The organism is Paenibacillus sp. J23TS9 (assembly GCF_018403225.1).
Lineage (GTDB): Bacteria > Bacillota > Bacilli > Paenibacillales > Paenibacillaceae > Paenibacillus_AQ.
Map to the genome: position 1 here is coordinate 334,468 of NZ_BOSG01000004.1, position 19,568 is coordinate 354,035.

Below are 19,568 nucleotides of genomic sequence, written 5' to 3' on the forward strand. Positions count from 1 at the left end.
AAAAGAAGCGAAGCTCTGATAAGAGCTCCGCCCTTTCTAACCTTTAGGACAGCTTTTCTATAAACTTCAATAAATTTGCAAGTGCCTGAGCACTTTCCGACCTTTTCGTTTTCTGTGCCGGATTGAATTTACCGTCGCTGCCTTGCAGCAGCCCCATGCCCACGGCATCATTGATCGCCTGCTGCGCCCATTTGCTGATGGCGGATTGATCCTTGAATGCTGTATCGGTTATATTCCCAGGTTTCTTGCCTCCCGCGGCCACAAAAGCATTCAGAAGCATCACGGTCATTTCTTCACGAGTCACAGCCCGCTCCGGATGGAACTGCCCGTCTCCCGAACCATGAATAATTCCCGCCTCAACAGCTGCAGCGATGTCCTTCGTATACCAGCTGTCATCCCTGACATCCGTGAACACTGCCTCATTTCCTGCTGGCAGGCTGAGCATACGTGTCAGCATCGAAGCGAATTCTGCACGGCTGACCGGCTTATCAGGTGCAAAGGATCCATCCGGGAGTCCATTCACCACATGCCGTGCAGCCATATCCTTGATAACCTCGGAAGCCCAGTGATTGGAGGCGATATCCCTGAATGTTTTGTCATATGCTATCGCGCTGTATTGTCCTGGTGTTGTAATCCCAACCCTCACTTGTTTCTCGCCTATTCTTTTTCCGCCTGCATATTCCATTGCTTTGCTGCCCGTGATGCGGTAGATCCCTGTACGTGCAGGTTTCACACCTGCAGGTATATCCAGTGTAAGAATGACTGAATCCGAGAAATGCTTCAATTCATATTGCTTGCCGTCATTCGTCTGCGCAGAAATTCCAACTTGAATTATTAGGCTCGCCGTAAGCTCTGCGTCTTCACTTTGCTGCAGCTGCTTGATCGCACTCGAAACAACATCTGCTGCCAGAGATTTAACGTCAACGATGAGCTTTAGTTCATTCGAATTTGCACCCGCCACGAGTTTCGCAGCCTCCTGAAGAATGGATGACGGAATGGATAAGACTGCCCCTCCGGTATGAATATTCAGTATTCCACCTTTGCCCAGTCGGTCTGGGGCACTGCTTGGCAGCAGCACCTGAGTTTGACCTGACTCCATCTCAATATCCAGTTTGTCATTCCGGATGCTGTTCAGATCATGATCAGACACTACCCGTTGGTTAAGCTGTACTACCGGCGGCTCGGTCGGCAGCGTAGATGGTGTTCCCGGGCCGGTCGATGGTGTCTGTGTTCCCGGGTTCGTAGTTGCTGCTGCTTGAACATCCAACGTATAGGATGCGCTATTGCCTTGGAACTCAGCTTTGATCAGCGTCGAGCCTTCGGCAAGAGCCGTAATAAGTCCTGCTTCATTGACACTTGCCGCTTTGGGCTCAGAGCTGGTAAACGTGACGCCTTCTGATATCCCCTGCTTCTCTCCGGAGTGCAGGATACCGTAAACCTTGACCTGCTGCGTCTGGGAAACGGTCATCGGTTGCAACTTACCCAATTCAATAGCAGTAAAATCAGAAGCTTCCGTATGCCCGGCAAGCGTATTGCTTAAGCCGCTTTCATGATGCAGCCGGCTCACTCCCGAAACGGCATAGGTATATTCTTGGCCCGCAGCAGCGCTAAGATCCTTATAGACCTGCATCACGCCTTCGGCTCTGCGTACCGTGGCGATCAGCTGTGATGTGTTGGTTGGGTCGATGACCGAACTATCCTGAACACGGTATACTGCATAATAAGCGGGTTCCTTGTCACCGATATCCGTCCACGAAAGCTGAATGGAGCCACTTGAACCTTCAGCCCCTGTCAACTTCGGTGCATCAGGTGTTTCATCCGGGAGCCAAGACATCACAGGAATCAATGCCGGGCGAGAATACATGGACGTAATCACATCCCTTACACCAAGAGGATTGCCGAGCAGGTCAGAGGTGCTGAACATAATATTCCCAGCTACATCCTCACCATGGTCATTATTAAACCGCAGCTGTGCCGGCAGCTGATCAGGATTTTTCCAGTTATCCTCTCCGACGCGATATGCAGCCTGCCCGATATACAGCTGAACGTTATGCTTACCCGAATTATCGTTTATTCCATTAATCTCTTTGGTCCACCAATCAATCAGCTTCTCATAGGCCGCAGCTGAATATCCGAAATGCCAATAAATTTGCGGTGCCAGATAATCCACCCAGCCTTCTTTCATCCATGTTCTCGTATCCGCATACAGACCATCATAGTTTTGCTGGCCGTTCGTGTCTGAGCCGGTTGGATCGGTGCCTTTATTGCGCCAAATCCCGAATGGACTGATACCGAATTTAACGTAAGGCTTGATATGCTTGATGGCTGTGTTCAGGCCTTTGACGATCGTATTTACATTATCTCTGCGCCAATTGTCTAATGTCATCGTGCCACCGCTGCTTTTATAAGCGTTATACTCTTTGGTGTCGTCAAAAGGTTCATTTCCCGGATACGGATAAAAGTAATCGTCCATATGAATGCCGTCGACATCATACTTCTGAACAATTTCCTTCACGCCGTCAATGATATAGTTCTGGGCTTCGGGAATGGCAGGATTGAAATACAATTTACCGCCGTTCTTAACCACCCAGTCGGGATGAAGCCTTGCCGGATGGTTCGTTGACAGCAGTTCAGGCTTGTCGTGCATGCTGATCCGGTACGGATTAATCCAGCCATGAAATTCAAGATTCCGTTTATGCGCTTCATCAATCATAAACTTCAGCGGATCATATCCATCGCTTGGTGCCTTTCCCTGTTCTCCGGTCAACCAGTGCGACCATGGGAAATATTCAGACGGAAAGAAGGAATCGCTTGTCGGTCTTATCTGTACAAAAACCGCATTGATTCCGGTCTGTTTCAGCTGATCCAGCAGTTTAACAAAATCCTGTCTTTGCTGCTCAGGGTCGATTACATTCTTAGTTGGCCAGTCAATGTTCTCGACCGTGGAAATCCATGCGCCACGCAGCTCGCGTTTTGGATGTGCTGCCGGTTTTGTCACTACGAGAAGCTGCTGTGCTTTTTTCCCAGATACCTCTGCCGTGATCATGGTCGTTCCCGGTGCGATGGCTGTCATTTTCCCTGTCGCTGGATCAATGGTTGCAATATTGGTATTCATGCTTCCAAATGTGATCCCTGAAGTGATTTCTTTTTTTCCTTCAACTTTATAATCCCCATAAACTTTGGCTGCGGGTACATCTTCTCCGACGATCGCGGAGAACACATCCCCAATCTCAATCGTTTTCAGTTCCCCGGCCTTAACCTGTACCGTGTAGCTCGCTTCATGTCCTTCATATTTTGCCTTCACCATGGTCCCTCCTACTTGCAGGGCCCGGATTTGCTGCCCCGTTATTTCGGCGACCGCGTTGTCAGCTTCAACTTCAAAGGTCGCTTCCGCCGATACATCTACAGGCTCCCCGTCTCCAAAAACAGCAAATGCCTTCAAGTTGGCCGTTTCTGTCAGTACCAGCGAAGATGGTCCCTCAATCAGGATTCGCTCAGGCTGAGCAGGCTCTAACGAAACGACCAGCCGATACACAGCTGCATATTTGTTCTGATACGTGGCTATCAATTCGGTTTCCCCGGCAGCCAGTGCTGTAATCATACCGCTCGGATCAATCGTTGCCACAGTCTCATCAATGCTCGAAAAGGTGACGATACCACTGTCTGCGGGCTGCGGAGACGAATCACCCTTGCGAGTTATCAGCGCGCTGGCTTTCACGGTTTCGCCAATGCCCAGGGGCTTGACGCCAGACCACTCCAAACCGAAAATATTCGTGTCCTCGTAGATCATGCTCACCTGATCTACATATAAAGTTCCAGCCGTTTTCGTTCCCGTCTCGACCAAATAAATATAATTGAGCTTAATCGGATAATTACTGGAAGGAATATCAGCCGTGACGTAACGCCAGCCGTTCAAAACTTCGCTGCTGCCTGTAAAGTCGATTGTTAACAAGGCTCCCTTGCCATCCTGAATTTGACCGCGGATCCAGTGCTTTTTATCCTCGCCATACACCCAGAACCCGATTTTCTTCGGGCTGCCGGATATCTCGCGTCCGTCTTTTCCGTCCGGAGCTTTAAAGCGTATGTAAGCCGCCGAAGTACCCCCCTGATCAGTAAAGTCATATGTCAGCCTGCCCGCCTTCAGACCGTATTTAACCGGATTTGGACGCTCTACCGGGTCAATGCCAGCCGAATTGGCTGCAACAGTGGTTACTCTAAGATCTGTCATATCTTCAAAATCCTCGAAAACTTTGGCCCACTCGCTATTCACTGCTGTTTGCATAGCAGGGGGAGCCTTGACATTCACAGTGACTTCCGTTGTCAAACCACCGTATTCGGCGGCAACGACTCCCGTGGCTGGTTGTTCTCCAGCTGTCAGTGTTCCTCCAGCTATCTTGCCGATTTCGGGAACACCGTCCGTTTTGATGCTCCAGATCACCTCATGCTGCGGTATCTCCACTTCACTGCCGCCTGCATCATAGCCCTTTACCGTGAGCGCTATTGATGTATTCACGATTACCGTTATAGGTTCAGGCGATATATCCAAACGCACCACAGCAGCGTTTTTTTCTGCTTCTGTTTTCTCCTCGATTACTGGAAGTGCTTCACCTTGTGAACCCGAAGGAATGCCGTTATTATCTGTGCTTGGTGTCTCGCCTTCCCCAGTAACTGCCTCCTTATCATCCGGATTTGCAGCTTCAGCTTCCCCGCCATTCTCCAAATCTTCTTTACCGTTATTCTTTACGGGTGTATCTCCTTGCTCTCCATTAACTTCCTCCTCTGCTGCCGCTCCATATACAAAAGCGGGTGTATACGATATGAATGCGCTTACAATTAAACTTATTATGAGCATTACACTAAGAGGCCTACCCAACCATGATACCCGGTGTACCATACATGCACGTCCCTTCCCATAAATGAAGTTTTTCTTGCAAATCTTGAGCGCTTCATCATTATGAAGTTGCAACCACCCACTTTCTTGAAAATATGTTTTAATTATATAGTGCATTTTAAAACTTTACTACAAAAATTTAATTTAATAATTCGTTGTTTTTTGAGGTTATTTGCAATGAACTGGTCGATTGTTGATGCACTTTGACAGCGAACACCGTAGTGATAATGCTCTTCTTACTCAAAAAAACAGCCACCCCAACTTGGGACGGCTGTCTCTCCACGATTACCAATCTCCCTATTCGTTTTAGTACAAGGTCCAATAATCCGTATTTCCTTCCTTGATCACCAGCTGGTTCTGCTGCTTTCGGGCCTCCTCGATTGCCGGTTCTTCCCGCTCCCACTTTTCAATAATCACAATGCTCTGGAGATTCGCTTTATCCTTCCATTCAATATACTGCAGCTTTTCCAGCTCCCGCAGAGAGCGGTGAATCTCCTCTTTCCGTTTCCCTGTCTTAATTTCAAGCTCATGAATGGTCGGCAGCCTTCTCCGTCCGCTGAGATAGTTAAAAAGAATGCGCAAAATTTTCCGATCCATATCCGCCAGCATGGCAGTCACTCCCTACGCAATTTTAGCCGGCTGCCATGCCAGAATGCGGTCCAGACGGAATGTCCGCGGCGCTCCCGTTCGCAGGCATGTAGCACGTACGATTTGTCCGCGGATACCTTTGACCTCGATTTTGCGCTGTGTTATTTTTCCCGTTCGATCGAGATATACAATTTCCACCCTTTGACCGATGTATTTTTCCGGCATGACAACCCCTCCTAACAGAACTCTTGTTCTTATATTTTACCCGAACATCTGTTCTTTAATCAATGGTAAGTTGCTGCCAAAAAAAATATATTTACGAAAAGGCCCGGGTTTCACTTCTGCTTGATGCTTGCATTCATCCCCTGCCATCTTTTATCCGGTGACAGATGAATCCCCAACTGATCTACCGTCCGTACCACAATATGCGTGATCAGATCGTCGATGGTGGCCGGATGGTTGTAGAATGCAGGCATGGGTGGTAAAATCGTTGTCCCCATACGGGATAAAGCCAGCATATGTTCCAAATGGATATCGTTCAGCGGCGTTTCGCGCGTAAGCAGGATCAGTTTTTTTCGTTCCTTTAAGATGACATCCGCCGCCCGAGTGAGCAGGTTATCGCTTAGACCCATGCGGATGGAGGCAAGTGTCTTCATGCTGCATGGCGCCACGATCATCCCATCCACTTGAAACGATCCGCTGGAAATGGCTGCTCCCAAATCCTTGTATCCGTAGACGGCATCCGCCAGCTTTTCCACATCTTTTATCGTATAGGAGGTTTCATACTGGATGTTTGCAGCCGCCCAAGGCGAAATGACGGCATGCGTTTCGACGCTCGCCTCTTGTAACACTTGCAGCAGCCTGATTCCCAGAATGGCCCCCGTTGCCCCTGACATGCCTACGATGATTTTCATATGGCTTCACTCCTCCCAAGTCCCAGTTTCCGTATCCCGGCTTTCATTGGTAATTCACAAGCTTTCGACTTCTTCAAGCTTTTGATATACATCCCTGACACGCTTTTGGATTTCCTCCGGATAACCGGAAAAGGAAGCTTGCAGAGGCGTGTAGCCTGTAGGCCATGCATCCGAAGAAAGGCAATTATATACCACCTTGGTCGTCGCTGCTTTCTTCTTTTCGTCCTGATCCAGGTAAGCCACGAGCGGCAGCACAGGCTGATCCGCAAAATGGATGACTTTATCCGGATGGCTGCGGGTTGCTACGGCCCATACGACCTGGTCGATTCGGCTGGGATCGATATCGTCACTTACGACGATGACTTTCGGAATGTAGGAGCCACCTCGGCAGGCAAATACAACTTCACCTATTCTTTGGGCAAGCTCCTTCGAGTCGGAATATATTCCGGATGAGTCAACGGTAACGACAAGCCAATGGACGGCGGATTCAAACGGAATAAAACAGCTTCGAACAGGCAATCGATGTTGCCGCAATTCATGCTGAATGCTCGCGGCGATCGCGACGCCCCAGTTGGTGTGATTCTCCTCGGGAGGCGTGCCCGCAGCCACCACCGGCATGATCGGATCATGGCGGTGAGTCATCGCGGTCACCTGAAAACATGGTACTTCCTTGTGGTGCCCCACCCAAGTATATCCCGCGTATTCTCCCATGGGGCCTTCGGGGACGGTCTCATCCAATGAAACAAAACCTTCGATGACAATTTCGCTGTTTGCGGGAACCTTAAGATCATGGCTTTCGCAGCGGACGACATCCAGCGGCTTACCGAACCATCCGCCCAGCAAATCGGCTTCATTGGCATTGTCCGGTAGGGGATATCCCGCGATCATAGCGATAGCCGGGTCCACGCCGAGACACAGCGCAAACGGCATATTCTGCCCGAGCGCCCTCCACTGCTCATAGATTTTGCCGATGTGCTGGGAAGGCACGATGACGCCGGCCATTGTCTGTTTGCCATGGAGCATGACCCGCGTAATTGACCAGTTTACCCACGTGCCGTCCGGAGAACGCACGATTAAAACGCCGTACGTGTTGATATAGCGACCGCCATCGCCAACATGCAAGTATGGAACCGGAAGACTCGTCAAATCGATGTCCTCCCCGAATAGCTTGTTTTCCTTGCACGGCGCGTTAAGCACTTCCTGCGGTGGCAGCGGCGCTGCTTCGGGGAGATGGGACCAGGATTCAACAAGTTCTGTAATACCCATCTCAGCGGGAAGCCCCAGCGAAAGCGCAATCCGCAAAAAAGGATGCCGTTCGTGCGGACTGAGACCCACAGGCGCGCCGAGTACACGAAAGCCGGGAGCACTGTCCTTCACATTGCTGAATAGCGGCGCGGGTGAAGGCATTTCGTAGGCATAGCGGATCATTGCTCCCATTTCCAGGTTCCAGTCCACTTCCTGATCGATCTTGAGCAGGTCTCCGTATCGTTCCAAGGCCTCGATATATTCACGAAAGCTTGAAGAGGGTTTCTTTTTCGTTTCCATCATTAAACCTCCTGAGGTCGTTAAAATGTCTGCATAAAAAGCTTACATCCGTCCGTACATATATGTAAAATATATATTAATGATGTTTATAATATAAAAAATATATGCTGCGAAGAGGAGAAAATATGGATTTAAAAAAACTGCTGTATTTCGTCACTATCGTCGAGGAAGGACAAATCACCCGAGCCGCACATCGGCTGCATATCGCGCAGCCCCCGCTTAGCCTTCAGCTCAAATCCTTGGAGGATGAACTTGGTGTGACCTTAATCGACCGAGAAAACAAAAAGTTTGAGGTCACCCCGGTCGGCTGGACATTGTATAAACGCGCCCAAGAAGTCCTGCACTCGATGGATGGTATCGTCATGGAAATCCATGAACAGAAACATGGCATGCGAGGCAAGCTGTCCATCGGTACGGTGATGTCCTGTGTTCCCTACCTGCCTTCCGTTGTGAAACAGTTTCAAAAGTCCCATCCGCAGGTGACGTTCCAATTATGGGAAGACGACTCTTATCGGGTGGAAGAGCTTTTGCAGAATAAAAGAATCGAATTGGGTATCGTGAGGCTACCCCTGCAGTCGAGTTTATCCGACCATACTCCCGAGGTATCGATACATCGTTTGCAAACCGAGCCTTTGGTAGCCATTCCTCCGGGTTCATGGAATGGGTTTGATGATCCTCTCATCTCCATCGAGGAATTATGCCGTCATCCCCTATTGATTCTACGCGGGCAGGGAGACTATGGTGTTTATCATCGATTTATGGATGTCTGTAAAATTAGGGGTGTTGAGCCCAACATCGTATGCGAGAGCCCTGACGTATCGACTCTAATGCTCCTGGCAGATTCAGGCATCGGCATGGCGGTCGTACCCCGCTCAGCCCTGCTGCTTCGTCTGGAGCAGGTGAAACATGCCGAAATCGCCCCGACGATTGCATCGGATACCGCCATCATCACGCTTAAAGACCAATATCTCTCCATGGCCGCCCGTAATTTCAAGCAGCTTTTGATCGAATCCATGACGAACGATGGTTTTCTTCGCTAAGGATCTGCAACAAAAAAGGACGCTTCTCCAGCCCGAACAGGGCTGAAGGGAACCTAGTGATGCAAGGCTGTTTGAGCAAGATGATGCTTTTTTGCGCCGCAGCTCGGATTTGGGTTCGTTTGCGGGAGCTCACGCATCATGTTTGCCCCCTATGCAAAAAGACCTTTCGCAAGAATGAATATGCGAAAGGTCTTGGTTATGGATAAGCGAGTTATATGTTTTTCATGACTGCATGATCGCCTGCACGCGCCCCACGGTACCGTCGGTTAACCTTACTTTAATACCCCTTGTATGATTGGGCGAGTTGGTCAGCAGCTTTTGGACGATGCCCTGCGTGCGTTTGCCTGTACGCTGATCTTCTTTCTTCACGATTTCCACGGTCATTCCCGGCTTGATGTTGGCCCGGATCATATGCGGTCCCACGATGTTCACGTCCCTCTCTGTCTTACAGCCTGGGTAAAACAAAATTACAAGCGGCTGCTTTTGCCTATATCATATCATAAATGCAAATCGTTTTCCGTTCGGGTACAATAAGACAAAACGACATGTGGAGGCCTACTATGAATATGGAAGAAGAACAAAAACAACAAGCGATCCCGGCTGAAGATGAAGAAGGTAATTTTAAACTGCTCGATGTCGAACGCATACTTTCGATAACGTCTGAAATTGAAGATGACGAAGACAGTGCCGCTATTTTCCATTACGAAGACGGCAAGACATACAAATACGTTCACAGTGAGAAAGCAATGAAACAGTTTAGTGAGTGGATCCAACAAGGGGAAGGCTAAACCTAAAAGCAGATGATGCGAAGAGCTGCCGGTGGGCAGCTTTTTTTTGATATGCATACAGTCTTATGGATTCGAAAAAACGGGGACACGATCATACGTGTCCCCGTTTCGTCCGTAACGATTTAATAACATTTGCGGAATTGCTCACTACCCGTCCTTCTAATAGGACAAAATAGAGAGAGTACGGTTAAATTCACTGCTGAAGCAATCGACTCCACTTGCGCCAAAATCGCCAGTCCTGCGGGTGCTGCCGGTTCATGGCCTGCATGGCCTCATCGATTAATTGTTTCTGGCTGTCCAAGAGGTTGGCTTCATAAGGCGCGGATAGCCGTTTATATTGCCCGTTGCTGGACATTTGCCGACCCTTGTCATTGTCCCGCAGCATGATATCCAGATGATGAAGGATACGCTGCTTCAGTCTGGGATCATATACTGGACAAGCCGTCTCGACGCGGCGGGTGGTGCTGCGTGTCATTAAATCCCCTGACGAAATATAGATGGAGCAGTCCTCGTCCGCACCAAAACAAAAAATGCGGGAATGCTCAAGGAATCGTCCAACGATGCTGCGTACCGCAACGTTCTCCGTATGATCCGGGACCCCTGGCAGCAGGCAGCAAATCCCGCGAATGATGAGCTGAACGGGAACGCCAGCTTCCGAAGCTTCAGACAGCTTCTGCAGAATTTCGATATCCGTCAAGGAATTCGATTTCATCAGAATGCGGCAGGGCTCACCACGACGAGCTTTCTCGATTTCCCGATCCATGCAAGCAAGCAGAGGCTGCCTGAAATGATTCGGTGCCACGAGCAAGTGCTGATATTGCCCCTCCAGATTAGACATCGCCATATTTTTGAAAAAGGTGTCCGCATCGCGCCCGATTTCTTCATGCGAGGTCATAATGGAGATATCCGTATATAATTTTGCCGTCTTTTCATTGTAATTTCCTGTACTGATATGCGTAATATATTGAATTCGATTCCGGTCTTTCCGGGTGATGAGACATATTTTGCTATGCACCTTATAACCCTCGACTCCGTAGATAACCTGGCACCCTGCCTCTTCAAGCCGTTCCGCCCATTCAATATTATTCTGTTCATCGAACCTCGCCTGCAGCTCGATCAAGACGGTTACATCCTTCTGGTTTTCTGCCGCACGGCTTAAATATTGCGTAATGATCGAGTGCTGAGCCAGCCGGTAAATCGTGATCTTGATCGAGACGACTTGGGGATCTTCAGCGCTTTCCTTCAAAAGCTGTAAAAAAGGATCCATCGAATCATACGGATAACAGAGCATCATATCTTCTTTCAGGCACCACTCCGTTATCGTAGGATAGACCTGCGTTTCGAGAGGATTATAGGCCTGGAACGGAGGATACATACACTTCAGTTTTAAGTGCTTCGGCATGCGCTGGATCAGATCGAACGGATAGTTCATCACAATGGGTGCTGCACTGTTGAACACCTGCTTGCGGCTCAGCTGCAGCTTATCGCATAACAGTTGTCCCACACGCTTGGGAAGAAAGCCCTCCACTTCTAATCGGACCGGTGCCAGACGCGCCCGTTTCTTAAGCGTCTTCTTCATAAGAAGCCGGATATCGTCATCGTCTTCGTATTCCAGGTTCTCATCATCCAGCGCAATATCCGCATTCCGGGTCACCGAAACCAGATGGGCGCTGCTCACTTTATACATGTTGAGCAGCTGCTTGGCATACCCGAGGATGACATGGCTTGTCAAAATATATCGAAAAGATTCTCCCGGCAGCTGGATGAAATCCGGAAACGATGGGGATACCGGTATAATGCCAAGCGTATGATTTTTGTCCTCAAAACCGCACATCACATAGGGCTGCTCATTCTTCAGATGCGGAAACGGATGGTGCGAATCGACCACAACCGGCGATAAAATCGGGAAGATATGCTGTTCATAATATTCTTCAATGAACTTTTTCTCCTGCTTATTCAGGTCCTCCATGCCCACGCGATAGATCTGAAAGTTCTGCAGGGCTTGTTCAATCTGGGCAAAAATAGCGTTACGCTTCTCATAAAATGGTTCGGTGGCCGCAAAAATAGCATCCAGCTGCTCCTGAGCCGTCCATCCGGTCTTGTTATCCCGATGTTCTTCCTTCATGACGGACAAATCCGTTAAACTGCCAACCCGAATCATATAGAATTCATCCAGATTGCTGGTGAAGATGGACACAAACTTCAGGCGTTCGAACAACGGAACCCGCTCGTCCATCGCTTCTTCAAGCACGCGCTCATTGAACCGAAGCCAAGACAGCTCCCGGTTCTGCATATAAAGGGTTTGAGATTTCAATGGCATGGAGGTGATCATGTCTCTTCCCTTCCTTTGGTTAAACGATCATATAAGAACCCTTCGCGAACGCCTGAGCGGCTGATATGGATCACTTCGCTTCCGAAAAACGCAGCGATCTCATTCAGCAGGATCATGCCGGGAATCAGGGTGTGGATACGATCCGGCGCCTTCAGCAAAATAGGAGCAATATGCTTCTTCTTATGATTTTTAAAATGCCGGAGCATCCCTTGCAGTTCCTCGACAGTTAATAGATTTCCGTTGTCCGTGTCGCCAAGAACGCCTTTCAATTTGAAGGAAGCGCGAATCGTGCCGCCAACGCCGCAAATCGGCAGCGGGTCCAGATCATCCGGAACCGCAAGGGCATGCAGCTTCATGCGCACCAGCTCTGCGATGGCTTCCCGTTCTTTCTCTGTCGGAATGATTTTCTGGACACATTTTTCATAGGCATTCAAGCACCCGATCGGCAGGCTATCGCTATAACGAATCTCGTTATTTTGAAAAATGGCAATCTCGGAGCTGCCTCCGCCAATGTCAACAAGTACTCCCTCCGCCAGCTCTACGCTTTGCATCGCTCCCACATAGCTGAGTCTGGCTTCTTCTTCGCCGGAAATCACTTCCACCTCAATCCCGGCGCTTTCACGGATCGCATCGGCCACTTGCCGGGTATTCGCAATATTGCGGATCGACGCAGTCGCGAACACATGAATGCTGTCAGGCTTAACAGGCAGCTGCTTCAGCATTTTCATATAATCTTTCAGGGTCTGACAGACTAAACGGATGCCCGCTTCATTCATACTCTTCTTTTGGATATAATGAACCAGTCCTGCCATGGTCTTGCGATGAAATAATACCTGTGTATCCTGACCTTCATATTGATATACGGTCAAACGAATCGTATTCGATCCGACGTCGACAATCGCAGTAATCAACTCTATTCACCACACCTTAAATCTTCGTTTTCTTTCATATATTAATCTTGAATTGTTTTCGCAATGTAAAATCATGGGGATGTCTGAGAAATAAGCGCAGAAATGATGCTATTTTGTCATTTTCCCTCGGCAGGTAAGAAAAAAAACCGTTAAGTACAAGGATTGCTGTACTTAACGGTTTTTCCGGATTTTATTTTCATTTGAACCAGCCCTGCACTTTACGCGGCATGGCTTCCACCCGGTATATGACATGGGGTCATCGGGTAGGGAGGTAATGTCATATAGACGACTGCACATCGGTGCTAAATCGTTCAAACTGCTTGCTGTGCAGATCGGTATACACCCCGTTGTTCAGCAAAAGTTCTTCATGATTTCCTTCTTCAATAATGGCCCCATCCTTCACCACGAGAATCTTATCGGCAGCCATGATCGTGGAGAGCCGGTGAGCGATCACGATGCTGGTTTTATCCTGCAGAAGGAGATGCATCGCTTTTTGAATGTAGTATTCCGATGCCGTGTCCAGCGATGAGGTGGCCTCATCCATAATAATGATGGACGGGTTTTTCAAGAGAACTCTCGCAATGGAAATTCTCTGCTTCTCGCCTCCCGACAGCTTGATCCCCCGGTTCCCGACGACCGTGTCGTAACCATCCGGAAGTTCCATGATAAAGTCATGAATATATGCCGCTTTACAGGCATTGACCATCTCCTTCTCGCGTGCTTCGCTGCAGGCGTACAGCAAATTTTCCCGGATCGTCCCGTTGAACAGATAACTGTCCTGGGTGACGAGGCCAATCTGTGATCGCAGGGATTCCAGTGTCATGTCGCGAATATCCGTTCCGCCGATCCGGATGCTTCCGGAGTCGATCTCGTAAAGCCGCGGAATCAGGTTGGTGATGGTCGTTTTTCCGGCTCCGCTCGGGCCGACGAGGGCCGTCATCGTGCCGGAGGCCGCTGTGAACGAAATGTCCTGCAGGGCCTGTTTATCCTTCTGATACGCAAAACATACGTCTTCGAAAACGATGTCCTGTTTGGTCAAGTCCGCTGCCCGGGCATCAGAGCGATTAACAATCCCGGGCTTCATATCAAAATAATCGAAAATACGTTCAAACAATGCAACCGATCTTTTAATCTCCACATACAGATTCGTCATTTGACCGAAAGGACCGTAAATCCGGCCCAGCAGCGCCACGAAGCTGATAATCGCTCCGACCGTGATTTCCCCCTGTATAAACAGATAACCTCCGTAGAGATAAATAAGCATCGGTCCCAGGCTCGTAAACGTAGTCAAAATCATCATGAACCAGCGGCCTGCCATGGATTCGCGGATCTGGAGCCGCGTCGACTCCCTGTTAATGGTTCTGAAGCTGTCATACTCCTTCTCTTCCCGCGTGAATAGCTTCATCAACAAATAACCGCTGATGCTTAGCGTTTCCTGGATGATATGGTTCTGTTCGGACATTTTTTCCTGCGTCTGCTTGGCCAGCTTCCATCGCACATTGCCCATTTTTCTTGTCGGTATAATAAACAACGGCACGATCAATATGCCAATGATGGCAAGCTTCCAGTTCATGATGAAAAGCGTGGCGACCGTGGTGGTAAGCACAAACAAATTGCTGGCAAAATTAATCACCGTGCTGTTGAAAACGCCTTGAATACCTGAAATATCGCTCGTCATCCGGGTAATAACTTCTCCCTGCTTGACGGCGGAGAAAAACTGCAGCGGCATCCGCTGCAAATGGACGTACATCTGATTTTTCATATCGTACACGATGCTCTGAGAAATCAATGAATTTAAATAGTTTTGCAGCACGCCGAGCAGCCCTGACACGACCGTGGTTCCGAGCGAAATCAGCACCAGCTCCGCCAGAAGCTTCATATTTTTGTCCGGAAGCGCATGATCGACGATCCGCTGAATCAGAATCGGCGGCAAAAGCCCCAATAATGACGAAACCAACAATATCGATAACACAAGCATGGTCTGTTTCCAATACGGCTTGAAATACTTGAAAATGCGCAGAAGCATGGCCTTCGAAATATTGGGCTTTTGCTGGGCGTCATCGAATTTCATCCGGCCAAAGCCCGCACCTGGCATGCCTCCCCCATACATTTTGGACATCGTCTTCCCCCTATAGTTATGAATAAAATGATCACCTATTGACTAGATAATAAGGTACCTGTATGATAATGTCAAGGTACCTTATTATCAGGTGCCTGGATAATGAGGAGGAACGAACCGATGAACGAAAACGAAAATGAAAACAACGCAACTTTAATGGAACAGCTATTTCAGTTTATTATGCTGCTGCGCAGATATCAGTTTCATGTCCGCGGGGATCAGGAGCATTTCGGAGATCCGCACCGGGGACAGGGTCGGGTGCTCGCGCTTCTGAAAATAAAACCGGAAATTACGCAGAAGGAGTTGACGTATTTGCTCAATATGCGAAATCAGTCTCTGGGCGAGCTCCTCACCAAGTTGGAGCGCAACGGCTTGATCACAAGATCCCCGTCGGAACAGGACCGCAGAGTTATGAACGTGAAACTGACGGAAACCGGAGCGGAAGCTGCCGACCAGCTCGAACAGCGGCAGCAGGATGAGAACAAGCTCTTCGATTGCTTGAATGAAGATGAGCAGGCCAAACTTAGCGAATATTTGAATCGCTTAATCGGCCAAATGGAGCAGCAGATCGGGGCTGGAGCTTCTTCTGAGCATAATCCCGGGGATTTCTGGGGCGGACATGGACGTCATCGCCCGCACGGCAAAGGGCCTCATGGATTCCGGTTTCACAGAACGACGGGATTTCCTTCCTTCGGTTGGGGACGACACCGAGCTCCGGGTGACGAACGCTTCGGCGGGCCACACTCCGGGCAGGATCATGAACAGGAATAAGAGTCTCAGGACAGCGTTCGTGTCATGTGCTTCCCGCGTAATCCTGGGAAGCACAGCCAGCCATATTCTTTGAAAGCAACAGCAGGCCTCCGGAGTCAATATGGATTAAAAAAGACGTAAAACGGCCTCTCAGAAATAAATTCTGAGAGGCTTTTTTAATAATGTATGGATTGATAATAAGTTAGATATGCTTGGAAGAGTAAGTAACTACATATATTGTACACTAACCCTACGCGTCAAAAGATGTTGCACAAGTTCAAAATATTGTAAATACAACAACAACCACATTGCCTTCAAAACCCCTGTGGTTATTTATTCTAGCTATTATTTTCTATAACAAACAATGAAATTTTATGCAAATACGTTTAATTGCTTTTCAATTTGCTCCTCCCAATGTGATAAGAGGTGTTCTTTATAGTTTATAACAGAGTCATCAATAATCTCCCATTGTTCTTTCCAATCAAGCAATTCAAATTTTGTTCTTGTTAGAAGCCATTTTAATTTCTGTATCTTGTCCCCACTTAAATTCCCTTCAACAAGTGATTGGTATAGCCGATCTTTAATGAAGTGGTGTAACCTTAATCTCCGTACTATTTCTAAGTTAGGGAAACTCCGTTTAAAAGCAAAAGCGAGTTGCACTATATCCTCTGGGATTTCAGGGTGTACAAGGTAGTGTTTTATATCACCTTCCGTAACACCTATTCTTTTCCCTATTTCTTTAGCCGTGTAACCCTCTGTCACCAATCGGTCAATGAGCTTATGTCGGTCAATCCAAGTGTTCCTTTCATACTGCAACATTCGTCTAAGTAAATTGAGTCGTTGTTCTGTATCACTTGTAAGCAGCTGAACTTGACAACGAACGATTTCAATATCACATTCTTTATATGCTTCAAATTCTGGAAAGCCTGCTATAAGCCAATACTTATCTTCATGTTTATCCTTTTGAACAATTAAAGGAAGGTGGAGGATATTACCCTGAAGGATTAGATTGATTTTTGTTAATAAGCCTTTTTTAGAGGTATTTTCAACGTAAAGGGGTTCAATTCTAGATAACATTATTTCCTTACATTCAAATTGAAGATTAAACATATAACCCCTCCTCTGTCACATTACTTAAGTGTATGACAGAAGAAAATTGTCCTATAACATTCAACCCCTTCACATTACTCCTGAGCTCACAGTTTTTAATTTAGTCGAAGATTACGACACATTCCCCCGCTTTGATTGCATCCCAGCTCAGATTGCTTATCAGTGTTGTTTTACCTGCCCGTGTCGGCCCGATCAGAACCAGAGTGAGTTTTTATATTCGGGGTCTTTGCTCAGATATGCAGCTTGATCTTGACCTCGGTACATGTTAACCCCGATAGACATTACGCCTCGCTGCAAGTCTTCCGGCACCTGAGTTTCTGTGTCTCCACTTTATCAATAAAGCCATAACGTTCCAAGAGCTCACGACAAGCCAGGGATATGAAATTCTGACAATTCTTCACCGCTCATTTTGTTAACAACAGCGCCCCAAACTGAGAAATCAGTATATGAAACCCGTTGCAGACAGATCGAAAGGTAAGGGCATTATCCTCTGTTATCGGGTCAAAAGACTACGCTAGGCTACGTCCATTATTACGTTGCCGTATTTGATCATGGCATTCGCTTATAACCACAATCTAAGCGTTTAGTATAGCCGCTATGGCCTTCCGCTCTATCGAATCATATCTTACCTTTACCCCCGTTAAGCCGCTGTAACAAGCTGTCAAAGGACGTGTTTTGTTGAATAAGCGAAATCAACGACTACGTCCCCCGTACCTTCAAGAGCTTCTAAAATCATTTCCTTTGCTTGTGTTCTAATGTGCTGCTTAACACCTGCTTCAAGCCCCAAGGAAGCGCCCACAGAACAGCATAAACCAATAGTTAGCCAAGAAAATTCTTCTTTGCAGATTGTAAGTCCCCTTGCACAGCGCTTTGGATTATATCGATCCCGCCTTTTATGACGATGACCCATTTACCCAAGTTCATGAGCTTCTTGTATATCTTTTCAGCAGCAATATCTATTCCAGTGGTAGCGGCAGCAGGTGTAATATCAGGCAGTCCGATCAGAAGTACAAGCGTGATACCAGGAATCTTGATATTGTCTTTTTCATAAGCAACGCCTTTAGAATTCGCTCCATATAACAGGAGCTTTTACAACTAGACCTTACCAAACTCATTACATGTGTTTTCATTTGGTTCTCCCCTCCTGCCGAAAGATGATATGATTAAACTTTTTCCTTTTCGCAATCTCCCTTTCGATATTCCCCTTTTCGAAAATCAACCTTCTTAAATTATTGTTGTTGGGTCCCCGCAAATCACTATTTGAAATATCTAAAATCACGTTGATATAATTCAATCGTTTCTGGAGTTCGAAAAAAGAAATCCCTCATACAAATGTTCCATTTTCATCAACCCTTTCTCACGGGGACATACGGCAGGCTTACCCTGTAGAGTCTTGACTTGCTCTTACTTAACTTCATGTACTGGATAGAAAACGGCCGCTCTTGTACTGCTGTAATTCTTGTTGACCGGATTCCGAGCAGGATTCACAGACAATTCGATTCTTTCCCAGCCATAACGTTGTTTTCAACTCTTCACCATGTTTAATATGACATCGTATTTCTTAGCAATATCTATTCATCCCTTGAATATAATCTCGTTCTGCCATTACATGTTTTTCAGCCATTTATTTCACCTCACCCACCTTCAAATATTGGCTTGAGTTGTTTTGTAAAATAAAAAAGAGCCCTCAGTTAGGGCGCTCCAAGATTTTCATTAGCTGCAATGATGTCATAATAAAACCTGAAAAACTTCTCCAATTCCTTGTTTTTATAAAGTTTAATACCCACCTTCACAGTAATTAATATAATCATAATTCCCACTACCAAGCCAATAATAGAAAAAGCTATACTCTGAGTAAGTTTATCTTTTAATAAATTATTAATAGATATATAAACGGAACCGAAAATAGTTATAATCGCTATGTAACTCGGAAATGCAATTGCTAACCAGAATGACGTATTGAACTCACTATTTTGTATCTCATTTTTTAATGTGTGCTTTAATTCTATTCGTTCTGAGTAAGCGATATTTGTTAGCTTTGCCAAAAATTCTTCTTCAAGTTTATAAAATTGTCCTTCTTTTGTTTTATTTTGAAAATTACTGAAACTTACGTATTCGGGGTTAGCCCCTATAATCGTTACTTCTTTTTTATCTTTGATTATTTTCATTCTTTTCATCATCCCCCAAAGGATATGATTCGACATCAGGAAGATTTCCCCTCCTTAATATAGTCGAAAAATCGCAGGTGCAAAGAAGATGATGATATGAAGATTATAAAATAAAAAAGCCGCCTATGGCGACATCATCTGTTTACATCCCTATATTTTCAGCAGTTTTTATGATATCGATTCTGTTCTCGTGAAAACTCTCCTGTATCGCGGTATATTCTTCAAACCATTTATTATACTGATCTTCTGTGTAGCTACTAGTTGCAAACAACATGCTTATATTTGTATCTATTATAGACAGCCTGGTTATGTTGTCATAATAGATTCTGAATTTTCGGTTAAAAAGAAATAACGCTTCCAGCGTAGTAACCGCTGTTAGTAAAGCAGAGAATAGCAAAGCAGAGTTACAATC

The 19,568-nt window shown here is 47.0% G+C and carries 14 protein-coding genes; 3 read left to right on the top strand and 11 right to left on the bottom strand.

Going from position 1 to position 19,568, the window contains the following annotated elements:
- Positions 1 to 43: 43 nt before the first annotated feature.
- The 5 genes from KJS65_RS23180 to KJS65_RS23200 all read right to left on the bottom strand — a co-directional run bounded on the left by KJS65_RS23180 (position 44) and on the right by KJS65_RS23200 (position 7,941).
- The gene (locus KJS65_RS23180; RefSeq protein WP_213652203.1) at positions 44 to 4,852 is read right to left on the bottom strand and encodes a family 10 glycosylhydrolase; all 4,809 of its coding nucleotides are present in this window, start codon (positions 4,850 to 4,852) and stop codon (positions 44 to 46) included.
- 345 nt (positions 4,853 to 5,197) lie between these two features.
- Positions 5,198 to 5,500 carry a hypothetical protein gene (locus KJS65_RS23185; RefSeq protein ID WP_213652204.1) on the bottom strand — a complete coding sequence of 101 codons (303 nt, stop codon included), beginning with the start codon at positions 5,498 to 5,500 and terminating at the stop codon, positions 5,198 to 5,200.
- Between the two features lie 12 nt (positions 5,501 to 5,512).
- Entirely contained in the window at positions 5,513 to 5,704 is a 192-nt protein-coding gene (locus KJS65_RS23190; protein ID WP_213652205.1) for a WYL domain-containing protein, read from the bottom strand.
- A 110-nt stretch (positions 5,705 to 5,814) separates the two neighbouring features.
- Complete coding sequence (locus tag KJS65_RS23195; RefSeq protein ID WP_213652206.1) at positions 5,815 to 6,393, bottom strand: flavin prenyltransferase UbiX; 579 nt, start codon at positions 6,391 to 6,393, stop codon at positions 5,815 to 5,817.
- Between the two features lie 54 nt (positions 6,394 to 6,447).
- Positions 6,448 to 7,941, bottom strand: a complete 1,494-nt coding sequence (locus KJS65_RS23200) for a UbiD family decarboxylase (protein ID WP_244864754.1) — start codon at positions 7,939 to 7,941, stop codon at positions 6,448 to 6,450.
- 122 nt (positions 7,942 to 8,063) lie between these two features.
- Between KJS65_RS23200 and KJS65_RS23205 the strand changes: the two genes are divergently transcribed.
- Positions 8,064 to 8,978, top strand: coding sequence for a LysR family transcriptional regulator (locus KJS65_RS23205; protein WP_213652207.1), 915 nt, complete (start codon positions 8,064 to 8,066; stop codon positions 8,976 to 8,978).
- 222 nt (positions 8,979 to 9,200) lie between these two features.
- On the opposite strand, the gene KJS65_RS23210 is transcribed toward KJS65_RS23205, so the two are convergent.
- The gene (locus tag KJS65_RS23210; protein ID WP_374706209.1) at positions 9,201 to 9,410 is read right to left on the bottom strand and encodes a YwbE family protein; all 210 of its coding nucleotides are present in this window, start codon (positions 9,408 to 9,410) and stop codon (positions 9,201 to 9,203) included.
- A 128-nt stretch (positions 9,411 to 9,538) separates the two neighbouring features.
- On the opposite strand from KJS65_RS23210, the gene KJS65_RS23215 reads away from it, so the two are divergent.
- Positions 9,539 to 9,766 (top strand): hypothetical protein, encoded by a 228-nt coding sequence (locus tag KJS65_RS23215; protein WP_213652208.1) that lies wholly within the window; start codon positions 9,539 to 9,541, stop codon positions 9,764 to 9,766.
- A 193-nt stretch (positions 9,767 to 9,959) separates the two neighbouring features.
- On the opposite strand, the gene ppk1 is transcribed toward KJS65_RS23215, so the two are convergent.
- The 3 genes from ppk1 to KJS65_RS23230 all read right to left on the bottom strand — a co-directional run bounded on the left by ppk1 (position 9,960) and on the right by KJS65_RS23230 (position 15,128).
- Positions 9,960 to 12,098 (bottom strand): polyphosphate kinase 1, encoded by a 2,139-nt coding sequence (ppk1, locus tag KJS65_RS23220; protein WP_213652209.1) that lies wholly within the window; start codon positions 12,096 to 12,098, stop codon positions 9,960 to 9,962.
- The gene (locus KJS65_RS23225; RefSeq protein WP_213652210.1) at positions 12,095 to 13,009 is read right to left on the bottom strand and encodes a Ppx/GppA phosphatase family protein; all 915 of its coding nucleotides are present in this window, start codon (positions 13,007 to 13,009) and stop codon (positions 12,095 to 12,097) included. Before KJS65_RS23225 ends, ppk1 begins: the two co-directional genes overlap by 4 nt.
- 277 nt (positions 13,010 to 13,286) lie before the next feature.
- Positions 13,287 to 15,128, bottom strand: a complete 1,842-nt coding sequence (locus KJS65_RS23230) for an ABC transporter ATP-binding protein (RefSeq protein ID WP_244864756.1) — start codon at positions 15,126 to 15,128, stop codon at positions 13,287 to 13,289.
- 120 nt (positions 15,129 to 15,248) lie between these two features.
- On the opposite strand from KJS65_RS23230, the gene KJS65_RS23235 reads away from it, so the two are divergent.
- On the top strand, positions 15,249 to 15,899 hold the full coding sequence (locus tag KJS65_RS23235; protein WP_244864757.1) for a MarR family winged helix-turn-helix transcriptional regulator: 651 nt from the start codon (positions 15,249 to 15,251) through the stop codon (positions 15,897 to 15,899).
- A 351-nt stretch (positions 15,900 to 16,250) separates the two neighbouring features.
- Here the strand turns inward: KJS65_RS23235 and KJS65_RS23240 are convergent, their stop codons facing one another.
- Entirely contained in the window at positions 16,251 to 16,988 is a 738-nt protein-coding gene (locus KJS65_RS23240; RefSeq protein ID WP_213652211.1) for a hypothetical protein, read from the bottom strand.
- Positions 16,989 to 18,679: 1,691 nt separating this feature from the next.
- Positions 18,680 to 19,192, bottom strand: coding sequence for a hypothetical protein (locus tag KJS65_RS23245; RefSeq protein ID WP_213652213.1), 513 nt, complete (start codon positions 19,190 to 19,192; stop codon positions 18,680 to 18,682).
- Positions 19,193 to 19,568: the final 376 nt, after the last annotated feature.